Source organism: Cellvibrio sp. PSBB023 (assembly GCF_002007605.1).
Classification (GTDB): domain Bacteria; phylum Pseudomonadota; class Gammaproteobacteria; order Pseudomonadales; family Cellvibrionaceae; genus Cellvibrio.
The window spans coordinates 1,093,586-1,111,686 of sequence record NZ_CP019799.1 but is presented as its reverse complement, the minus strand read 5'-3'; the positions used below and the strand labels follow the sequence as shown (position 1 = coordinate 1,111,686).

Here is an 18,101-nt window from a genome sequence, read left to right as displayed (position 1 = left end):
TTGCAGATTATGAATTTTTTGTGACTGCGATGACCATAGAGAGAGCAATATCAGTGCCAATAAATTGATCTGGCTCAAGGATGCAACTATCACAAAAAACTTATGGTGCATTTAACATTAAGCGCAGGCTTATTTTAAGTGCACGAACAAGTGTAGTCTCAAGTTTGGCATTGAACCTGCAATTGCGTTCAGTTGAATGAAATTTATTTCCAAAATCGTGCAACAAAATAAGCGGATACTGGCTAAGCTAGCAGAGTAGAATCGGCTGATATTTTTTTAGGGTTCTCAAGGCGTTATGGTGTTTCACCATAAGGCATCAGATGCCACAACAATTAGACAGGAATTGATCGAATGACGCATGCAAAACAGGATAATAGCTTGAGCCATGAGATGTTACGCATAGTGACTGCGACGCATCATGATCCCTTTGAGGTGCTCGGCCGACATCCGCTGGGGGATAAAGTGACAGCAGAAGCGGACACTCTGGTTCGCGCCTATCTTCCCGGTGCACGCAATGCCGCATTAATTATCAATAATCAGCCCACTCCCATGACTCGCGTAGAGGGCACGGATTTTTTTACCTGGCGGGGTTTAGCTAAAAATCTGCCCGCTTATTATCAGTTTCAATGGTCGGATCGCCACAACGTGCCCCATACTGAATTCGACCCCTACTGTTTTGCCCCACAATTGGGCGACATTGATATGCACCTCTTTGCCGAGGGCCAACATTGGAACATCTATCAACATCTTGGTGCACACCCGCGCACGGTTGAGGGCATAGACGGCGTTTTGTTTGCGACTTGGGCTCCCAACGCCGAGCGAATCAGTGTGGTGGGCGATTTCAATGATTGGGATGGCCGCGCTCACCCAATGCGCGTACGCGGCGGTAGCGGTCTGTGGGAGCTGTTCATCCCCGGTGTTAAACCCGGCGCTCTCTATAAATTCGAGATACGCAATCGCGCCACCGGCGCGGTTTTCCTCAAGTCTGATCCCTATGGCCAAGCCTTTGAACTGCGCCCACAAACCGGCTCCATTGTAAAAGCCGACTCAGTGTACCAGTGGCAAGATGCAGACTGGATGACAAAACGTGAACACTGGGATTGGCAGGCATCACCCATGTCTGTCTATGAAGTGCACCTTGGCTCATGGCGGCGTGGCTGGGCAGGTGAGTTTATGAGTTATCGCGACCTTGCCCATCAATTGGTCGACTATGTAAAACCGTTGGGATTCACTCACATTGAAATCATGCCCGTCAGTGAACACCCGCTGGATGACTCCTGGGGTTATCAAACCACCGGCTATTACGCGCCGACCAGTCGCTTTGGAGCCCCGGATGAGTTTCGCTACTTTATTGACTACCTGCATAAACACCATATTGGGGTCATTCTGGATTGGGTTCCTGCCCACTTCCCCAAGGATGCACATGCCCTCGCCCGCTTTGACGGCTCTGCACTCTATGAGCATGAAGACCCACGCCTGGGCGAACACCGCGACTGGGGAACATTAATTTACAACTACGGTCGCAATGAGGTGCGCAACTTTTTGCTGGCCAATGCGCTTTTCTGGTTGAAGGAGTATCACCTGGATGGCCTGCGGGTGGATGCGGTAGCCTCCATGCTGCATCTGGATTACTCGCGGGAACCCGGTGAGTGGATTCCCAACATCCATGGCGGCAATGAGAATCTGGAAGCCATGGGCTTTTTGCAACAATTAAATGCCATTTGTCACGGGCAACACCCGGGCACCTTGGTGATTGCCGAAGAATCAACTGCCTGGCCACAAGTAACGCGCCCAACCTGGGTGGGTGGTTTGGGCTTCTCGATGAAATGGAATATGGGATGGATGCACGACACGCTGGATTATTTCAGCAAAGATCCAATCCATCGCCAGTACCATCACAACCAATTAACTTTTGGCATGATGTACGCCTTCACTGAAAATTTTCAATTGCCCTTTTCACACGACGAAGTCGTGCACGGCAAAGGCAGTATGATCAATAAAATGCCCGGCGATGATTGGCAAAAATTTGCCAACCTTCGCCTGCTCTATACCTATTTATTTACCTACCCTGGCACCAAGCTTTTATTTATGGGCAGTGAATTTGCTCAATGGAGCGAATGGGCGCAGAGCCGCACGCTCGATTGGCACTTGATGGATTTTGCACCGCACCAGGGAATTCATGCACTCGTCAGTGACCTGAATAAGTGCTACACCCAAATGCCGTCACTTTATCAGCACAGTTTTCGTGGTGATGGTTTTGAATGGATTGATTGCCACGACAGCACACAGTCTATTGTGAGTTACATTCGCAAAAGTGATACGGATTTTTGTATTGTTATTTTGAATTGTACGCCAGTACCGCGCAGCAATTATCGAATTGGCGTACCTGTTGCAGGGAGCTACAACGAATTGTTGAATTCAGATTCAAGCTTCTATGGTGGTAGTAATTGGGGCAATAGCAACCCTATTTACTCACAACCTGTTGCCTGGATGAATCATCAACAATCGCTGGAAATTAATTTGCCACCCTTGGGGGCGCTAATTTTAAAACTCGCGTAACCGTTAACGACAAGGATCACTCATGCAGAAAATTCTCTTTGCAACCAGTGAAGTACATCCGCTCATCAAAACCGGCGGGCTTGCCGATGTAGCGGCAAGCTTGCCACGTGCATTACTCAAGCTGGGGCATGATGTAAAAATTATCCTGCCAGCCTATGCAAGTGTGATGCAAAAATTAACGACTGGCGTGAAAGAAGTCGCACAGTTACATGTTGATGGTCGCATCTTATCCATTAAACAAACTCGTCTACCAGGATCGCGTGTCACCGTACTTCTGGTGGATATTCCCGAGTTTTCCGCACGCGACGGCAATCCCTACTGCGGCCCGGATGGTGCGGATTGGTTTGATAACCACAAGCGGTTTTATTTATTTGCCAAAGCCGCTGAGTTGATTGCTTTGGATCAAGCACAGCTGGAATGGCGACCGACAATTGTGCACTGCAATGATTGGCAAACCGGTTTGATTCCTGCGCTTCTATCGCTGCACCCGGAGCGGCCCGCCACGGTGTTTACCATTCATAATCTCGCCTATCGCGGTCTTTTTCCCTATCAAGCATTTGAGGAGTTGCAGCTGCCTTCGGGGTTTTGGCATCACGAACGCATCGAGTTCTACGGACAAATGTCCTTTATGAAAGGCGGTTTGGCATTTGCAGATTTTATAACCACCGTCAGCCCCAGTTATGCCAATGAAATACAGCAGCCAGAATTCGGCTGTGGCTTGGATGGGTTGATGCGCTATCGTAGCGACTCACTTGCCGGGATTTTAAATGGCATTGATATGGATGAGTGGAACCCCGGCAGCGATGCACACATCAGTGTTAATTTTAATCGCCGCACACTGGGCAACAAAGTAAAAAACAAGCTGGCGCTGCAAGAAGAACTCGGCCTTACCCTTGATGAACGCCTGCCGCTGTTAGGATTTGTCGGGCGCCTGGTCGATCAAAAAGGAATTGATTTGATTCTGGCGCAAATGCCGCAACTCTTATCGACGCCGTGTCAGTTGGTTATTCTCGGTAGTGGTTTCCCTCACTACGAGGCCGCACTCACAGAGATCGCCAACACGCACCCCGGGCGCGTCTCAGTCACTATTGGCTACAACGAAAGTTTTGCACACCGCATTGAGGCGAGCAGCGATATTTTTCTCATGCCATCGCTGTTTGAACCCTGCGGATTAAACCAGCTCTACAGCTTGCGCTATGGCACCTTACCGGTGGTCCATGCGGTGGGAGGCTTGCGCGATACCGTGTTTGAACAACAAGGCGAAGTCGTTGATGAGCACGCCAATGGCTTTGTATTTGAGCACCCCACTCCCGAATTATTGTTTGCCGCAATAGAACGTGCACTGGCCACCTATGAACATCCCGCTCGCTGGAAGCAGTTGCAATTGAATGCGATGAGCAAGGATTTTTCATGGGACCTGAGTGCGCAACAATATGTCGCCATTTACGATAAGCTCGCGTAATAAATATTGCACAGGGCTGGTGCAACAGCCCTGTATCCCAGTGCATCCGCCATCAAACCGCGCTACCATATGGCCATCTCAACCTCTGTTTGTACCAGCCCTTTCCCTAACGGCCAGTGTTGGCAAATAGCATTCATAATCAAAACAACATTTATCAATCCGCACATCTGTTAACTTCAGGAGTTTTTATGTCTACCAGCCCTTTGGCCGGCAAGCTGCTACCCCAGGAATTGCTTGTAGATCTGCCCGCACTGATCGATGCCTACTACACCAATAAACCGGATGTTTCCATCGCCGAACAACGCGTTAGTTTTGGGACATCCGGGCACCGCGGATCGTCCTTGACCTACAGTTTTAACGAGAATCACGTGTTGGCGATCAGTCAGGCCATTTGCGATTACCGCCAACAAGCGGGCATCACCGGCCCCTTGTATATGGGTATAGACACTCACGCCTTGTCTGAACCTGCGCAGATCAGCGCCGTGGAAGTGCTTGCGGCCAATGGGATTGAAATCATGCTCGCGCAAGGCGGTGAATACACCCCTACCCCGGCGATCTCCCATGCGATTTTGACCTACAACCGTGGTCGCACCACGGGCCTGGCCGATGGTATTGTTATTACCCCATCACACAACCCACCCGATAATGGCGGTTTTAAATACAACCCGCCCAATGGCGGGCCCGCCGACAGCGACATCACCAACTGGATGCAAGCTCGCGCCAATGAATTACTGGAAAATAATCTGCGTGATGTAAAACGCATGGACTATCACCAGGCGATAAAATCGGCAACAACCCATCACCACGATTATGTGCACAACTATGTCAAAGACCTGATCAATGTGATCGATATGGAAGCGATTCGCGGAGCCAATGTGCACATGGGTGCAGACCCGCTTGGTGGCGCCGGCGTTAATTATTGGAGTGCCATTGCCGATCACTACCAACTGAATTTAAAAGTGCTTAATACAACCATCGATAAAACCTTTTCATTCATGACTGCTGATTGGGATGGCAAGATTCGCATGGATCCATCCTCTGCCTACACAATGCAAGGCATGGTTGAGCGACGCAATTTATTTGATGTGGCTTTCGCGTGCGACGCAGACCACGATCGCCACGGAATTGTTGCCCCAAGCTGCGGCCTGTTGCCACCAAATCATTACCTTGCTGTTGCGATTGAATATTTATTTCAGCATCGCCCACAATGGCGCGCCGATACAGCCATAGGTAAAACAGTCGTCAGCAGCGCTATGATCGATAAGGTCGCCCACAAAATTGGTCGTCGGTTGTATGAAGTGCCGGTTGGTTTTAAATGGTTCGCGCCGGGTTTATTTGATGGCTCGCTGGGCTTTGGCGGTGAAGAAAGTGCTGGAGCCTCCTTCTTACGCATCGATGGCAGTGTATGGACAACCGATAAAGACGGCATTATTCCATCCCTGTTAGCGGCAGAAATTAAAGCCAATACTGGCCGCGATCCTGGCGAATGCTACAAGCTGCTTGCCGATGAATTTGGCCATGCCGCCGAAGCGCGAGTAGAAGCACCGGCAAACAGTGCGCAGAAAAAAGCCTTGTCAAAATTATCACCCGAGCAAATTACATCCACCGAATTAGCAGGCGATAAGATTGAAAATATTTTAACGCACGCACCGGGTAACAATGCCAGCTTTGGCGGTATTAAGGTGATGAGTAAAAATGGCTGGTTTGCGGCGCGCCCATCAGGCACAGAGGAAATTTATAAAATTTACGCCGAAAGCTTCAAAGGCAAAGAACATTTGCAGCAATTAATTGCAGAAGCCCAAGTGATTGTGAATAAAGCTATTTCGTAACTTTTTCACTTTGTACCGCTACTAGCATTCGCACTCAATTCCCCCCTTTTCTGAAAAAAGGGGGAGCTAAAAATAACCAAACGATTTATCTTAATTAGCTTTTAGGCAAAGGAATAAAATCACTTTCACCTGGCACCATAGCAAACTCTTTATTTTCCCAGCGCTCACCGGCTGCACGTAATTTTTCACGTGATGACGCCACAAAGTTCCACAAAATAAATCGCTCACCCGCCAACGACTCACCACCCAATAACAATACGCGCGCATCGTGATCGGTTTCGATAACCGCATTTTCATCCAGCAAGGCCATGTGAAACTCTTGTACCTCTTCACCGTTAACCCTGACATTACCCCAGGCAACATAAATCGCCAATTCCTGTTGCGGGAAATCCGGCACATAGCGCGTATCAGCACCCAGGGCTAAATCCAGATAGGTTGTTTTACTGGCTGTTTTAACCGGCGATTCAACCCCAAATGCACTGCCAATCAGTATTTGGGCGCTCATGGTGGGCAAATTCACAGAGGGTATGGCATCCGCCGGATAGTGCACAAATGATGGCTCACAATCTTCCACGTCCGTGGGTAATGCCAACCAGATTTGAATGCCTTCAACCGGAATACTGCCAGCGCGAATATCCTCCGGTAGGCGTTCGGAGTGAACAATGCCTTTGCCAGCTGTCATTAAATTAATGGCGCCCGGCTCAATACGCTGCACTATACCCAAGCTGTCGCGGTGCATCATGGCGCCGGAAAATAAGTAGGTCACCGTAGCCAAACCAATGTGCGGATGTTGGCGTACATCGTCCGCTGTAGTGCCAAGCTCAAAGTGAGCCGGTCCCATGTGATCTACAAAAATAAAGGGGCCCACACGCTGTTTTAAGCGTGATGGCAATAAACGTTTTACCGTAAAACCTATGTCTTGAACGCGGGGTGGGATAATGAGTGTCACGGTGTTGTCCTCGGGTTATGAAGGGTTAATAAATTGCGTAACCTGATGCTCAAGGTGATCGATCAAAGCCGTTAATCGATAAGGTTGGTATTTTCGTTGTTTATAGACCGCATAAAGCGGTGTGGACTGGCCCTGATATTTGCCATCGAGCAATGCAACCAAGGAGCCCTGTTTAATATCCAGCGCTAAATCCAATGCAGATTTGTACACAATACCATGCCCTGCCAAGCCCCATCGCCGCACGACCTCACCATCATTGGTGTGACGATTTCCCTGTATAGGCACTTCTACCCTGTCACCATCGCGGTAAAAAATCCATTGATTGTAGGGGCGGTCATTGCGATAAAAATACAAACAGTTGTGATTCACTAAATCTTCCAGGGTATTTAAAGGCGGCATCTGCGCGATGTAACCGGGCGCTGCCGCAAGCACACGTCGATTATCACAAAGCTTGCGTGCGACCAGCGAGGAGTCGCGCAAGTCGCCGTAGCGGATCACCAGATCCAGATTGTCGCGATACAAATCCTGCATCAAGTCCGAAAAATCCAATCGCAACCGAATGCCCGGGTATTGCTGTTGAAACGCATCCAATATGCCTAGCAACAAATGTCGACCTAAATCGGAGGGTAGCCCAATACTAATTTCACCGACAACCGCCGTTTGCAAATTGCGCAACTCAGATTCAGCATCATCCAGCGCGCCCAATGCCTGCTGCAAATAGGGAATCAGGCTCTGCCCAGCGGCACTTAAACGCAGGCTGCGTGTGGTGCGTTCCAGCAAGCTCACATCCAGCGCCAACTCCAACCGTTTAATACTGGCGGACACTGCCGCATTGGTCACGTTCAGTTGTCGCGCTACTTCACTCATATTGCCGCATTCCACTACCCGCAGAAATAATTCAAGGTCCTGCAATGAGTAGGGTTTGCTCATATGGCGTCCAATTATCAAAATTTAGTTAATAGTAATTCAAGCAATATAGCGATTATCAAAATTATAGCCAGAGTTTAGACTGAATCTATCCTGAAAAATTCATGGCAATCACTCTTATCAAGGAGCCTTTTATGAAAGCTGTCGCCTTAAAAACCTATTTGCCCATTAATAACCCCGACTCATTACTGGATGTAACGCTCGACAAACCAGTCCCTACTGGACGTGATTTACTGGTTGCTGTAGATGCAATTTCAGTGAACCCGGTGGATACCAAAGTACGTTCTCCAAAGGACAAAGTGGAAAGTGAGTATCGCGTACTGGGGTGGGATGCCGTTGGCCGTGTGGTAGCCACCGGCCCAGAAGCAGCACTTTTTAAGGTGGGAGATGAGGTGTATTACGCCGGTAGTATTGCGCGCGCGGGCAGTAATAGTGAGTTTCAGTTGGTGGATGAACGCATTGTCGGGCACAAACCAACCACCTTATCCAATGCCCAGGCCGCAGCCCTACCCCTCACCGCCATTACGGCATGGGAAGGCCTGTTTGATCGCTTATTAATTCCGCAAAGTACACAAGCCAGCAAGTCCAAACCAAAAACGCTGTTAATTATCGGCGGTGCAGGTGGTGTGGGTTCTATTGCGATCCAACTGGCAAAAACACTCACAAATGTCACAGTGATTGCCACTGCATCGCGCGCCGAATCAGCACAATGGTGTCGCTCGCTGGGCGCAGATGTGGTTATCGATCACCGCAAGTCATTACAGGAGCAATTAACGGCACAAGGCATCAACGCGGTGGATTATATTTTTTGCCTGAACAACACCGACCAACATTGGGTTGCCATGAGCGAAGTCATTAAACCCCAAGGCCATATTTGTTCGATTGTGGAATTACGTGGCCAAGTGGATTTGAATCTCTTAAAAAATAAATCCGTCACCTTTACCTGGGAGCTGATGTTTACCCGCTCGTTATTTGAGACGGATGACATGATTGAGCAGCACCATTTATTAAATCGTGTGGCCGATTTAATTGATAGCGGAAAAATTATCACCACCTTAAATCAGGTGCTCAGCCCAATTAATGCCAGCAATTTACGCCAGGTACATGCGCAAATAGAAAGTGGAACCACTATCGGCAAAATAGTATTGGAAAAATGGCAATAGGTTCAGCACTGGAAAACGCTGAACCTTGTATCAGCATCAAGACTGATGCTGTGTAGTGATATTGATAGTGGCATGAGACAACAATTTATGGATTGGGCATTTTTCAATAATGCCCAATAATTGTTGTTTTTGCTCATCACTTAAACTACCCACAAAATGGATGTTAAGCGCGAGATTATACTCACCACTTTTTTCTTTGCTGCTATCGCGCGCCACATCGATATTAATCGATTCAAGGGGAATGCTGCGGCGTTTGGCAAACATGGTTAAGGTAATGGCAGTGCATGCTGCAAGCGATGAATCCAGTAAATCGTGAGGATCGGGTGCTGAATTTTCACCACCGACATCAGTGCCAACATCGGCAAAAAATTCATGGCTGTTCACGCTGATGCGTTGGCGATAGATACCGGTTTTGTCTTTTTGTAAGCTAATCATGAAGTCACTAAATCCAGTTATAAGGTTAGTAGTCAGATTCGACAATTAATGGGTAAGTCTTTTATTTCCAGATCGGTGCGATTCTCGCCTACTGCCTGCATTCCCGTTGGCACATCTGCTTTACCACAGATCCAGGACATAGGGCTTTGCGGTGAATCCTTTACAACAATAGGCTGCACACTGAGTGTTTTACCCTTGATGGATGGATGAGCCTTATTGCCAAAATGCAAATGAAAAGCACCGTCTTTTAGTTCAATCGCATCCACATAATTACCCAACAATTTATCGGGCTCAGGAATACCTGCTTCCTTATTATTCTTTAAAAAAACCAACTCGCTTTTTTGATAATAGGCAACCAGTTTTTTGTAATCCTCAATCAAGTCCAGAGACTCCAGCACTTGCCGGCGCGCAATAGTGGGGTCGGCTTTGGGGATCGCCATCAATGCCAGTATGGCAATAATGGCCACAACCACCATCATTTCAATTAAGGTAAACCCGTTAAATTTTTTCACATTAGTTCCTTTGCCTGGCTACCACACAGGCACTCATCATAGACCCTAGCGGATAAATTTCGCCACATACCAACAACTGGCATGCAACTCATAGCCTTGCGCTTTCGCCCATTTCAGACCGGTGCGCACCAGTTTTTCTGCAAGTCCCTGGCCGCGAAACTCAGGCGGCACGTAAGTACTGGTAAAGTCGATAGCCGGTATTCCGCCGTTGGAAAATAACCGGTAAGCCAATAGGGCTTCAGCGCCTTCATGGTGAATAACAAATCGCTGTTGGTTGGGCTGGTGTTGTACGTCGCTCATTAATAAGTGCTCCCTAAACAGGCTCCAGTGTAAAACACAAACCATAAAAAAATCCCCCAGTGTTTTCACAGCTGGAGGATTTTTAGCAACAGAACAAACCTGTGTTTAGACCTTGGTACCCCACAGATCATATTCATCAGAATGTTCGATCAATACATTGACCAGATCACCGGCTTTTACATTTTCTTCGCCGTTCAGGTATACACAACCATCGATCTCTGGCGCATCAGCAAAACTGCGGCCAATTGCGCCTTCCTCATCAACTTCATCGATAAGCACTTGCAACACCTGCCCCACCTTTTGTTTTAATCGCTCGGTAGAGATTTGTTGTTGCAGTTGCATAAACCGATCATAGCGCTCCTGTTTGATTTCATCCGGAACATGATCTGGCAGGTCATTAGCCTTGGCGCCTTCGACCGGGGAATACTGGAAACAGCCAACGCGATCCAACTGCGCTTCTTGCAAGAAGTCGAGCAATTGCTGGAAATCCTCTTCAGTTTCACCGGGGAAGCCCACAATAAAGGTCGAGCGAATGGTCAGGTTGGGCACTTGCTCGCGCCAGCTTTTAATACGCTCCAAGGTTTGCTCTACCTGGCCCGGGCGGCGCATTTTACGCAGCAGTGTTGGGCTGGCATGCTGGAATGGAATATCCAGATACGGCAAAACCTTGCCCTGAGCCATCAGTGGGATCACATTGTCTACGTGCAGGTAGGGATAGACGTAATGCAAACGCACCCATACCCCTAACTCGCCCAATGCAGCGGCCAGTTGATACATATCGGTTTTTAGCGGGCGACCATCCCAGAAATCCGTGCGGTGTTTGATATCCACACCATAGGCTGAGGTGTCCTGTGAAATCACCAGCAGTTCTTTCACACCGGCTTTGACCAGTCGCTCAGCTTCGCCCATTACCTGCCCGATTGGGCGACTAACCAATTTGCCGCGCATATCGGGAATAATGCAGAAACTGCAAGAGTGATTGCAGCCTTCAGAGATTTTCAAATACGCATAGTGGCGCGGGGTTAATTTGATACCTTGTGGCGGCACCAGATCGGTAAAGGGGTTGTGTGTGGGGTTGGGCGGCAGGTGCTCGTGCACTTGCGACAAGACTTCTTCGTAGGCATGTGCACCGGTTATACCCAATACATTGGGGTGAACCTGGATAATTTCGTCTTTCTTGGCCCCCAAACACCCAGTCACCAACACTTTGCCATTTTCCGCTAAGGCTTCACCAATAGCCCCCAATGACTCTTGTACCGCACTATCGATAAAACCACAGGTATTAACGATCACCATATCAGCGTCGTTATAGGTGGGGACAATGTTGTAACCCTCTGTACGCAATTGGGTGAGGATACGCTCGGAGTCCACCAGGTTTTTGGGGCAGCCAAGCGACACAAAGCCAATGGTATTCCCCTTGTTACCGCTAGCCTGTACCTGGCTGGCCAATGTCTTGGCCGGGGTATCCAATGTGGTGGTTTGTGAAGGGTCGAAGGTATTTACGGTCATAGAATCTCAAGGAGCAGTCAGTCAAAAAAGGCGGCTATTGTAGGCCTTTGATGATCATTTTGCATGCTCATTCACGTTTTATAGCTCGCCAAATGCTGTTGGATTTCCCGCGTAATCCCAGCCACCACCTCCGATGCCTGCAGCGTACTTTGCACTCGCTGGTGATTTTCCTCGCTGTTGCTGCTAATGCGATTGATATTGCTCTGAATATCCTCAGCCACCTTGCTTTGCTCGTGCACCGCCTGGGAAATCTCATTATTGAGACGACTCAACTCGGAAACAGCCAGCAACACCTGCTGGATAAACTCCCCGGAGCTAGCCGCCGCTCCCACATTGGTTTGCACCTGGTTTTCAGCCGCACGCATTTTTTCAAAGGCTTTAATGGAGTTGGATTGAAAGCGCTGCACCATTTTATCGACTTCTTCTGTCGATGCCTGGGTACGGCTGGCCAATGAGCGCACCTCATCAGCCACCACGGCAAAACCTCGCCCTTGCTCACCTGCCCTTGCCGCTTCTATCGCCGCATTAAGGGCCAGCAGGTTGGTTTGTTCTGCGATGGAGCGAATCACATTCAGTACCGCGCCAATTTCATTACTGGCCGATGCCAATGCATTAATCCCCTCAGCCGCTTGCTCTATATCAGCCGCCAGTGCTTGTGTGGAGTTAATGGTATTGCGCAAATTATGAAAGCCCTGCTCCGCATCCCGCTTGGCTTGCGTCGCTGCCGCCATCACACGATCGGCGTTCTGCGCCACTTCGCGGGATTGACTGGTCATTGCAGAAATAGCGGAGGCAATACCGTTGATATCACGGCTCTGTGCCGTCACCGAGCGCGTAGAGTCAGTCGCGATCATTTCTAGTTGTGAGGCCGATGAAAATAATTGCTGTGTCGATTGGGTAACAGAGTTAATTGTGTGTTGCAGCTTATCCATCAGGTCATCAAAGCCATTGGCCAACTGCGCCAGTTCATCTTTTGCAGCGGAGTTGAAGCGCAAGGTTAAATCCCCTTCGCCACGGGCGATATCGTGCAAACGCGTAATAGTTTGATGCAGGGGCTTCACCACAACCCATTGGATCAGGGTGTAAACAATCGCAACAATAATTAATCCGGCAACAACGAGCACCATGGTCAAAAAAGTGGATGATGCATTAACACGTGTTGCCACTTCGTCCCGAGAATAAGCGGTAACAATGTCGTAATCCCAGGCTGCAAAATGACGAGTATTAAGTTCCCATGCGGGATCTTTATCGCGAATAATGCGATCAACCTCGGCAGTATCAAGGTGAGTTGAATGCACGCGGGTTGCGCCCAGATTATCGCGAATAGCAACAAACCCTTGCTCTAATAAGCGACTTTTTTCAATGGCGCTGAACAATTCCTGCAAATCAGCCTTATAGCCGACATATAAAATACCAATCACCGCACCACTGCTATCGCGAATGGGTTCATAACCGGTCAAGTAGGGAGTGCCCAGAATATCGACTAGCCCGTAAAAAGGTTTGCCTTGCAAGATTTGTTTGATGGCCGCACCTTGTGGCGCAAGCAAGGTGCCCGTTGCCCTGCCGGTAGGAGTCATGACATTAGTAGATATGCGGACAAAATCGTTACCGTCACGGGAAAAAATGGTGGCGGTTCCGCCCATAATAGCGGCGACTTTATCTACCAGATCAAACTGATTACCAATGGGCACCTCTCCCAGCAATAAATCGGGAACGCTGCGCGCATTGACACTTATTGGTGTAGATTGACTGGCAGGTCCGAGGCTTTGACTTAAATCGCGCAACAGCGACATGCTATTTTTAACGCGTTCCGACATGATTGAGTCAATAACGCCGAGCAAGCGCAAGGCATCATCGCTGATTCGCTGGCTTTCCAATTCCGCCTGCTGTTGGATGGATCGCCGCTCAGCCATATAAATACTGATCGCCGCGAGCAATATTCCAACGAACAGTATTCCCACTAACGCAAACATGAATTTTTTGGTAATCGACATAAAATACCCCAAGGACTCCATTCTTAATCACGATTTAGCGTAATACGAAAAAAAGTGTAGCTGAACACTGGCGCCGATATGATAATTAACGTCCAAACTCTGGTAATAATTCGCGCTTTTCAAACATTAAAACTTAACAGGATCGCTAATATGCTCAATCAGAATAAGCCGACCCGTTTAGGCGAGATACTGCTGGATCGCGGTGTAATCACGCGGCAACAACTCCGTGAAGCCATTGAGATTCAACAGGCGCGACAATTACTGCGGGAAAAAGAAGGAACCTATCCTGGAACGGCGGCACCCATAGGGGAAATATTAATCGAACTTGGCTTTATCTCTCGCCAACAACTGGTGCAAAGTTTGGGTTGGCAAAGCCGCTTGCGTAAAGCCACCCTGGTCATGTCATTTGTTGCACCTTTACTCACTACCGCCTGTGGTGGTGGCGGAGGAGGAACACCCAGCACCTCCGGCGGTAATAAAACGGACAACAGTGCGGTGGCTTCCTCTGTAATCACCGAACAATCGTCTTCACCAGTTTCATTCAGCTCCAGTTCGCTCACGAATCAATATTCATCCAGCTCATCCTCCTCGATTGCACTCTCGTCGCAATCATCCTCCTCTTTATCATCAGTAAACCTTGCAGGGCCAGCCCTGTTGGTCTGGTCGGTGCCATCAGCAAGGGAGAATGGAGAAACGCTAGTTGTGGAAGAAATTGGTGGTTACGAACTGCGTTACAAAACGGAGAACGAAGCCGATTTTACCTCAGTGATTATTGAAGGCGGCTATGTTAATTCCTATTACTTTAATCACTTGGAAGGCAATGTGATATTTGAAATCGCCGTCTACGACACGAATGGGTTATACAGTCGTTTTGTGCCCATTCAACCACAAAGCTAGGCAGCCAAATTTGCACAAGCATTAATCACCCAGTGCTATTTTAATACGCTGTAACGCATCGACAATTACGGCGCGGCGTGTACCAATATTCATGCGCATAAAGCCACTGCCACCTTCGCCAAATACTGTTCCCGGGTTCATGCCTATTTGGCATTTTTTAATAAAAAAATCACGCAATTCCGTATCGCTCATCCCCAAATCGCGACAATCCAACCACAAGAGATAAGTAGCTTCAGGTTTTATCAATTTGATTTGTGGAATTTCCCGCGCGATAAAATCAGCCGCAAAATCCCGGGTAGCTTCCAAATAGCGCATCAAGGCATCCAACCATTGATCGCCTCCGCAATAGGCCGCTTCAAATGCAGCAATACTCAAGGGGTTATAATTGCCCAGATGCAAGGACTCAAATTGTTGCTTCATTGCATTACGCTCGGCCGCATTGGGAATAATCAAGGCCGATAAACCCAGCCCGGGAATATTGAAACTTTTATTGGGTGCTATGGTGGTAATAATTTTATCGCCCGGCAGCGCAAGCCGACCAAGCATGGTGTGTTTAACACCAGAGTAAATTAAATCGCAGTGAATATCGTCAGAGAGAATTGTTAAATCGTAACGGCGACTAATTTGCAGCAGCTGTTGTAATTCAGCTTCGTCCCACACACGCCCAACCGGATTGTGCGGCGTACACAGCATTAACAACTTCGCACCCTGTTGTGCGCACACCTCAAGATGCTCAAAGTCAATTTCATAGCGACCATTATTTGCACGCAGCGGATTATTAATGAGCTTACGATTATTGGTGGTCACCGCCGAAAAAAATGGGAAGTAAACTGGCGACTGCACAATAACGCCCTCTCCTTCTTGTGCGAAGGCTTTGGCTGCTGCAAATAATGAAGGCACAACCCCAGGGGCAAACACAATCCAATCCCGCTCAATGGCCCATTCATGACGGCGCTGAAACCAATCGATGATTGCTTGATAAATACTGTCCGGATAAAGTGTGTATCCAAATACTGGGTGATTAACGCGCTCTTGCAATGCACGGGTGACGCACTCGGGCACCGCAAAATCCATATCGGCTACCCACAAAGGGGATACATCCGTGGTGCCGAAATATTGTTGGCGGCCATCAAATTTTACAGAGTGGGTGTTTTCACGGATTACGGGCTGATCAAAATTAAACAAGATGGATTCCTTAGTGAGACTATTAATAACAAAACGGCGAAGAGTGATATCCACACCTCGCCGCTCAAAAATCCCATTACATTATTACTTAATCCGCTCCCAAAACGTCACTTCAGAGAGCGTGTGCTGAAACTTACGTTTAGTCTCACGAATCACAAAGGGTACTTCATGCGGCCCTTTTATTAAACGGAAGTGCGCTTTTAAATGTGCTTGTAAGCCATCTAACGTCGTAAAGCTCTCGCCGTCTTTTTTGAAGCCGCCAATCCACTCTTCCCGTGGCGTATGCTCAGTCAGCCAAGTGTAAGGCGAGGTCAACATCAGTACGCCGCCAATATTAAGACGCTCATGAATGCTGCCAAGAAACTTCGCCGGACTGTAAAGGCGGTCAATCAAGTTGGCAGCGAGAATAAAATCGTAGCCAGTGAATTGTGGCTTGAGATTACAAGCATCGCCTTGGGAGAATTCCACTTTTTGCTTGAATTCGCTCAACCCCAAATCGCTGAGTGAGCGGGATTTGTAGGAAACCAATTCACCTTCATCAGTCAAGGTATAACGCAATGTTTCGCTATTGGCGAGCTGGACACCCTGCCCGATAAAACGGGCAGAAAAATCGATGCCGGTGACATGATCAAAATGACGCGCCAATTCAAAGGTGGCGCGACCAGAAGCGCAACCTAAATCCAGCGCTTTTGATGTTGGTCTATTACCCAATTCTTGCACAGCCAAATCAACAAGCGCTTTAGAAAAATTAGCTACGCCAAAATATTCGTCGCCATAATGGAATTCAGCGTATTCCGAGAGGAGTTTATCGGTTTCGTAATGAGAGCTAGGCAAGGGTTTTACATCTCCGGAGACAACATAGCGGAATCCCGCATGTTGGAAAAAATGGCGGCGAAACGCATAGCGCGATGAACGCTGTGTTTCATTGCCGCAAGAAATCCATGAGCCACCTTTAATCAAATTGTGGCGCTCATCGAATGTGGGTGTGGTGAAGTCATCGTATATGGGATGAACCTCGAATCCTTCAAAGGGATAAATAGGTGTTTCTGTCCACTGCCATACATTGCCAACCACATCGTAAAAATCACCCTGTGAAAACTTATTGACCGGGCAAGAGGAGGCAAAATGATCCAGGTGGATATTAGCATTAGCAGAAGTATCACCAAGAACCTGCTGCCCACTCACATCATAGAGGCGATACCATTCATCTTCCGTTGGGAGACGAACATTCATACCTGTTTCAGATTTTTTCCAATTACAAAAAGCTTTGGCCTCGTGGTAATTCACTTCTGCGGGCCAATCCCATGGCATGGGAACTTCTTCTGTCATTAAACGCAAATACCAGCCATTGGTTTTTTTCACCCAAAAGGTTGGATGCTGCGCTTTGGTGAAGGCGAGCCAGCCTTTGCCTTCTTCCTCCCAATTATGGGAATTTAAATAACCGCCCGCCTCTACAAATTGTAAAAATTCTTGGTTGCTGACTAAAAATTTGGCCGCCTCAAATGCATTAACATCCGCCTCGTGGATGCCGTACTCGTTATCCCAGCCATAATGCGCGTCGGTTTTATCCTTTGCCAAACGCACTTTGCCAGCAGTGACTTTCACTAAACTATTTTGCGGGGCATTACCTGATTCACGCAGTGGTTGCCAGTGCGGAGAATTTTTCACAAATTCTAATTTATGCTGGCGAATTAATACCGAAGAGGTTTCAAGGTGAATACGCTCATGTTCAATCCCCATGATGATCGCCCACCAGGGATTTCCCCAATCTACCGGCATCTGCAAGGGTGCGTTTTCGATCAAATCCAATACCAATGCGCGCACCTGATCGCGATAGGCTTTTACTTCCGCTGGTGTCGGCCATTGGTAGTGTGCATCGTTCAAATCATCCCAACTCATTTCATCCACGCCTACCGCAAACATGGATTCAAAACGCTGGTTGATGCGCTCGCTGATCATGCGAGTTAATAATAATTTATTAACAAAAAATGTTGCCGTATGACCAAAATAAAAAATCAATGGATGGCGCAATGTAATCGGCTTAGTGTAATACGCCTGATCATTGGCAAGACATTCAAACAGGGATTCATAGCGATTAAAGGTGCTGACAAAATAATCGCGCAAACAGCGCCGCATAGTGGCTTCATCAACATCACGCAAATTGGGTGTCCGTGAAAATAACGGCTGGGAAACAAAGCCTGATACATGGGGCGCTGCATCAATAGTTGAGGGCGCGAGGCGCAATGGGGTTTGTCCTGAATGCATCGGTGAACTCCTGATTCGTTCCTATAGGTAAGGCGGCGATCGGCAAGGCCATGAATGGCCTTAATGGTTGAAGATAGATACAGAAAACACCAATTTGTTACGCCAATCGCCCACC

General features: G+C 48.2%; 14 protein-coding genes. 5 read left to right on the top strand and 9 right to left on the bottom strand.

All coding sequences use genetic code 11. The annotated features are described in order from the left end of the window. The first annotated feature begins 351 nt into the window (after positions 1-351). The 3 genes from glgB to pgm all read left to right on the top strand — a co-directional run bounded on the left by glgB (position 352) and on the right by pgm (position 5,850). A complete protein-coding gene (gene glgB, locus B0D95_RS05050) occupies positions 352-2,559 on the top strand; it encodes a 1,4-alpha-glucan branching protein GlgB (RefSeq protein WP_078042870.1) in 2,208 nt (735 codons plus the stop codon). A 22-nt stretch (positions 2,560-2,581) separates the two neighbouring features. Beyond that, positions 2,582-4,021 (top strand): glycogen synthase GlgA, encoded by a 1,440-nt coding sequence (glgA, locus tag B0D95_RS05045; protein ID WP_078042869.1) that lies wholly within the window; start codon positions 2,582-2,584, stop codon positions 4,019-4,021. A gap of 188 nt (positions 4,022-4,209) precedes the next feature. After that, positions 4,210-5,850 (top strand): phosphoglucomutase (alpha-D-glucose-1,6-bisphosphate-dependent), encoded by a 1,641-nt coding sequence (pgm, locus tag B0D95_RS05040; protein WP_078042868.1) that lies wholly within the window; start codon positions 4,210-4,212, stop codon positions 5,848-5,850. A gap of 94 nt (positions 5,851-5,944) precedes the next feature. Here pgm and B0D95_RS05035 read toward each other — a convergent pair whose 3' ends face one another. Next, positions 5,945-6,799, bottom strand: coding sequence for a pirin family protein (locus tag B0D95_RS05035; protein ID WP_078042867.1), 855 nt, complete (start codon positions 6,797-6,799; stop codon positions 5,945-5,947). Between the two features lie 15 nt (positions 6,800-6,814). Beyond that, a complete protein-coding gene (locus B0D95_RS05030; protein ID WP_078042866.1) occupies positions 6,815-7,729 on the bottom strand; it encodes a LysR family transcriptional regulator in 915 nt (304 codons plus the stop codon). A gap of 131 nt (positions 7,730-7,860) precedes the next feature. Here B0D95_RS05030 and B0D95_RS05025 point away from each other — a divergent pair, with 131 nt between their 5' ends. Beyond that, positions 7,861-8,889, top strand: a complete 1,029-nt coding sequence (locus B0D95_RS05025) for a zinc-binding alcohol dehydrogenase family protein (RefSeq protein WP_078042865.1) — start codon at positions 7,861-7,863, stop codon at positions 8,887-8,889. Positions 8,890-8,925: 36 nt separating this feature from the next. On the opposite strand, the gene B0D95_RS05020 is transcribed toward B0D95_RS05025, so the two are convergent. From B0D95_RS05020 to B0D95_RS05000, 5 genes are all read right to left on the bottom strand, one after another. Next, positions 8,926-9,324 (bottom strand): OsmC family protein, encoded by a 399-nt coding sequence (locus B0D95_RS05020; RefSeq protein ID WP_078042864.1) that lies wholly within the window; start codon positions 9,322-9,324, stop codon positions 8,926-8,928. Between the two features lie 32 nt (positions 9,325-9,356). Then, entirely contained in the window at positions 9,357-9,836 is a 480-nt protein-coding gene (locus B0D95_RS05015) for a prepilin-type N-terminal cleavage/methylation domain-containing protein (RefSeq protein ID WP_078042863.1), read from the bottom strand. Between the two features lie 45 nt (positions 9,837-9,881). Next, the gene (locus B0D95_RS05010; RefSeq protein WP_078042862.1) at positions 9,882-10,136 is read right to left on the bottom strand and encodes a GNAT family N-acetyltransferase; all 255 of its coding nucleotides are present in this window, start codon (positions 10,134-10,136) and stop codon (positions 9,882-9,884) included. A 105-nt stretch (positions 10,137-10,241) separates the two neighbouring features. Further along, the gene (rimO, locus tag B0D95_RS05005; protein ID WP_078042861.1) at positions 10,242-11,645 is read right to left on the bottom strand and encodes a 30S ribosomal protein S12 methylthiotransferase RimO; all 1,404 of its coding nucleotides are present in this window, start codon (positions 11,643-11,645) and stop codon (positions 10,242-10,244) included. Positions 11,646-11,716: 71 nt separating this feature from the next. Continuing rightward, entirely contained in the window at positions 11,717-13,639 is a 1,923-nt protein-coding gene (locus B0D95_RS05000; protein ID WP_168172400.1) for a Cache 3/Cache 2 fusion domain-containing protein, read from the bottom strand. A gap of 150 nt (positions 13,640-13,789) precedes the next feature. Here B0D95_RS05000 and B0D95_RS04995 point away from each other — a divergent pair, with 150 nt between their 5' ends. Then, positions 13,790-14,536, top strand: coding sequence for a hypothetical protein (locus B0D95_RS04995; RefSeq protein ID WP_078042859.1), 747 nt, complete (start codon positions 13,790-13,792; stop codon positions 14,534-14,536). A gap of 21 nt (positions 14,537-14,557) precedes the next feature. On the opposite strand, the gene B0D95_RS04990 is transcribed toward B0D95_RS04995, so the two are convergent. Further along, positions 14,558-15,721 (bottom strand): MalY/PatB family protein, encoded by a 1,164-nt coding sequence (locus B0D95_RS04990; protein ID WP_246841730.1) that lies wholly within the window; start codon positions 15,719-15,721, stop codon positions 14,558-14,560. 84 nt (positions 15,722-15,805) lie between these two features. Then, positions 15,806-17,986, bottom strand: coding sequence for a 5-histidylcysteine sulfoxide synthase (ovoA, locus tag B0D95_RS04985; protein WP_078042858.1), 2,181 nt, complete (start codon positions 17,984-17,986; stop codon positions 15,806-15,808). Between the last annotated feature and the right edge of the window lie 115 nt (positions 17,987-18,101).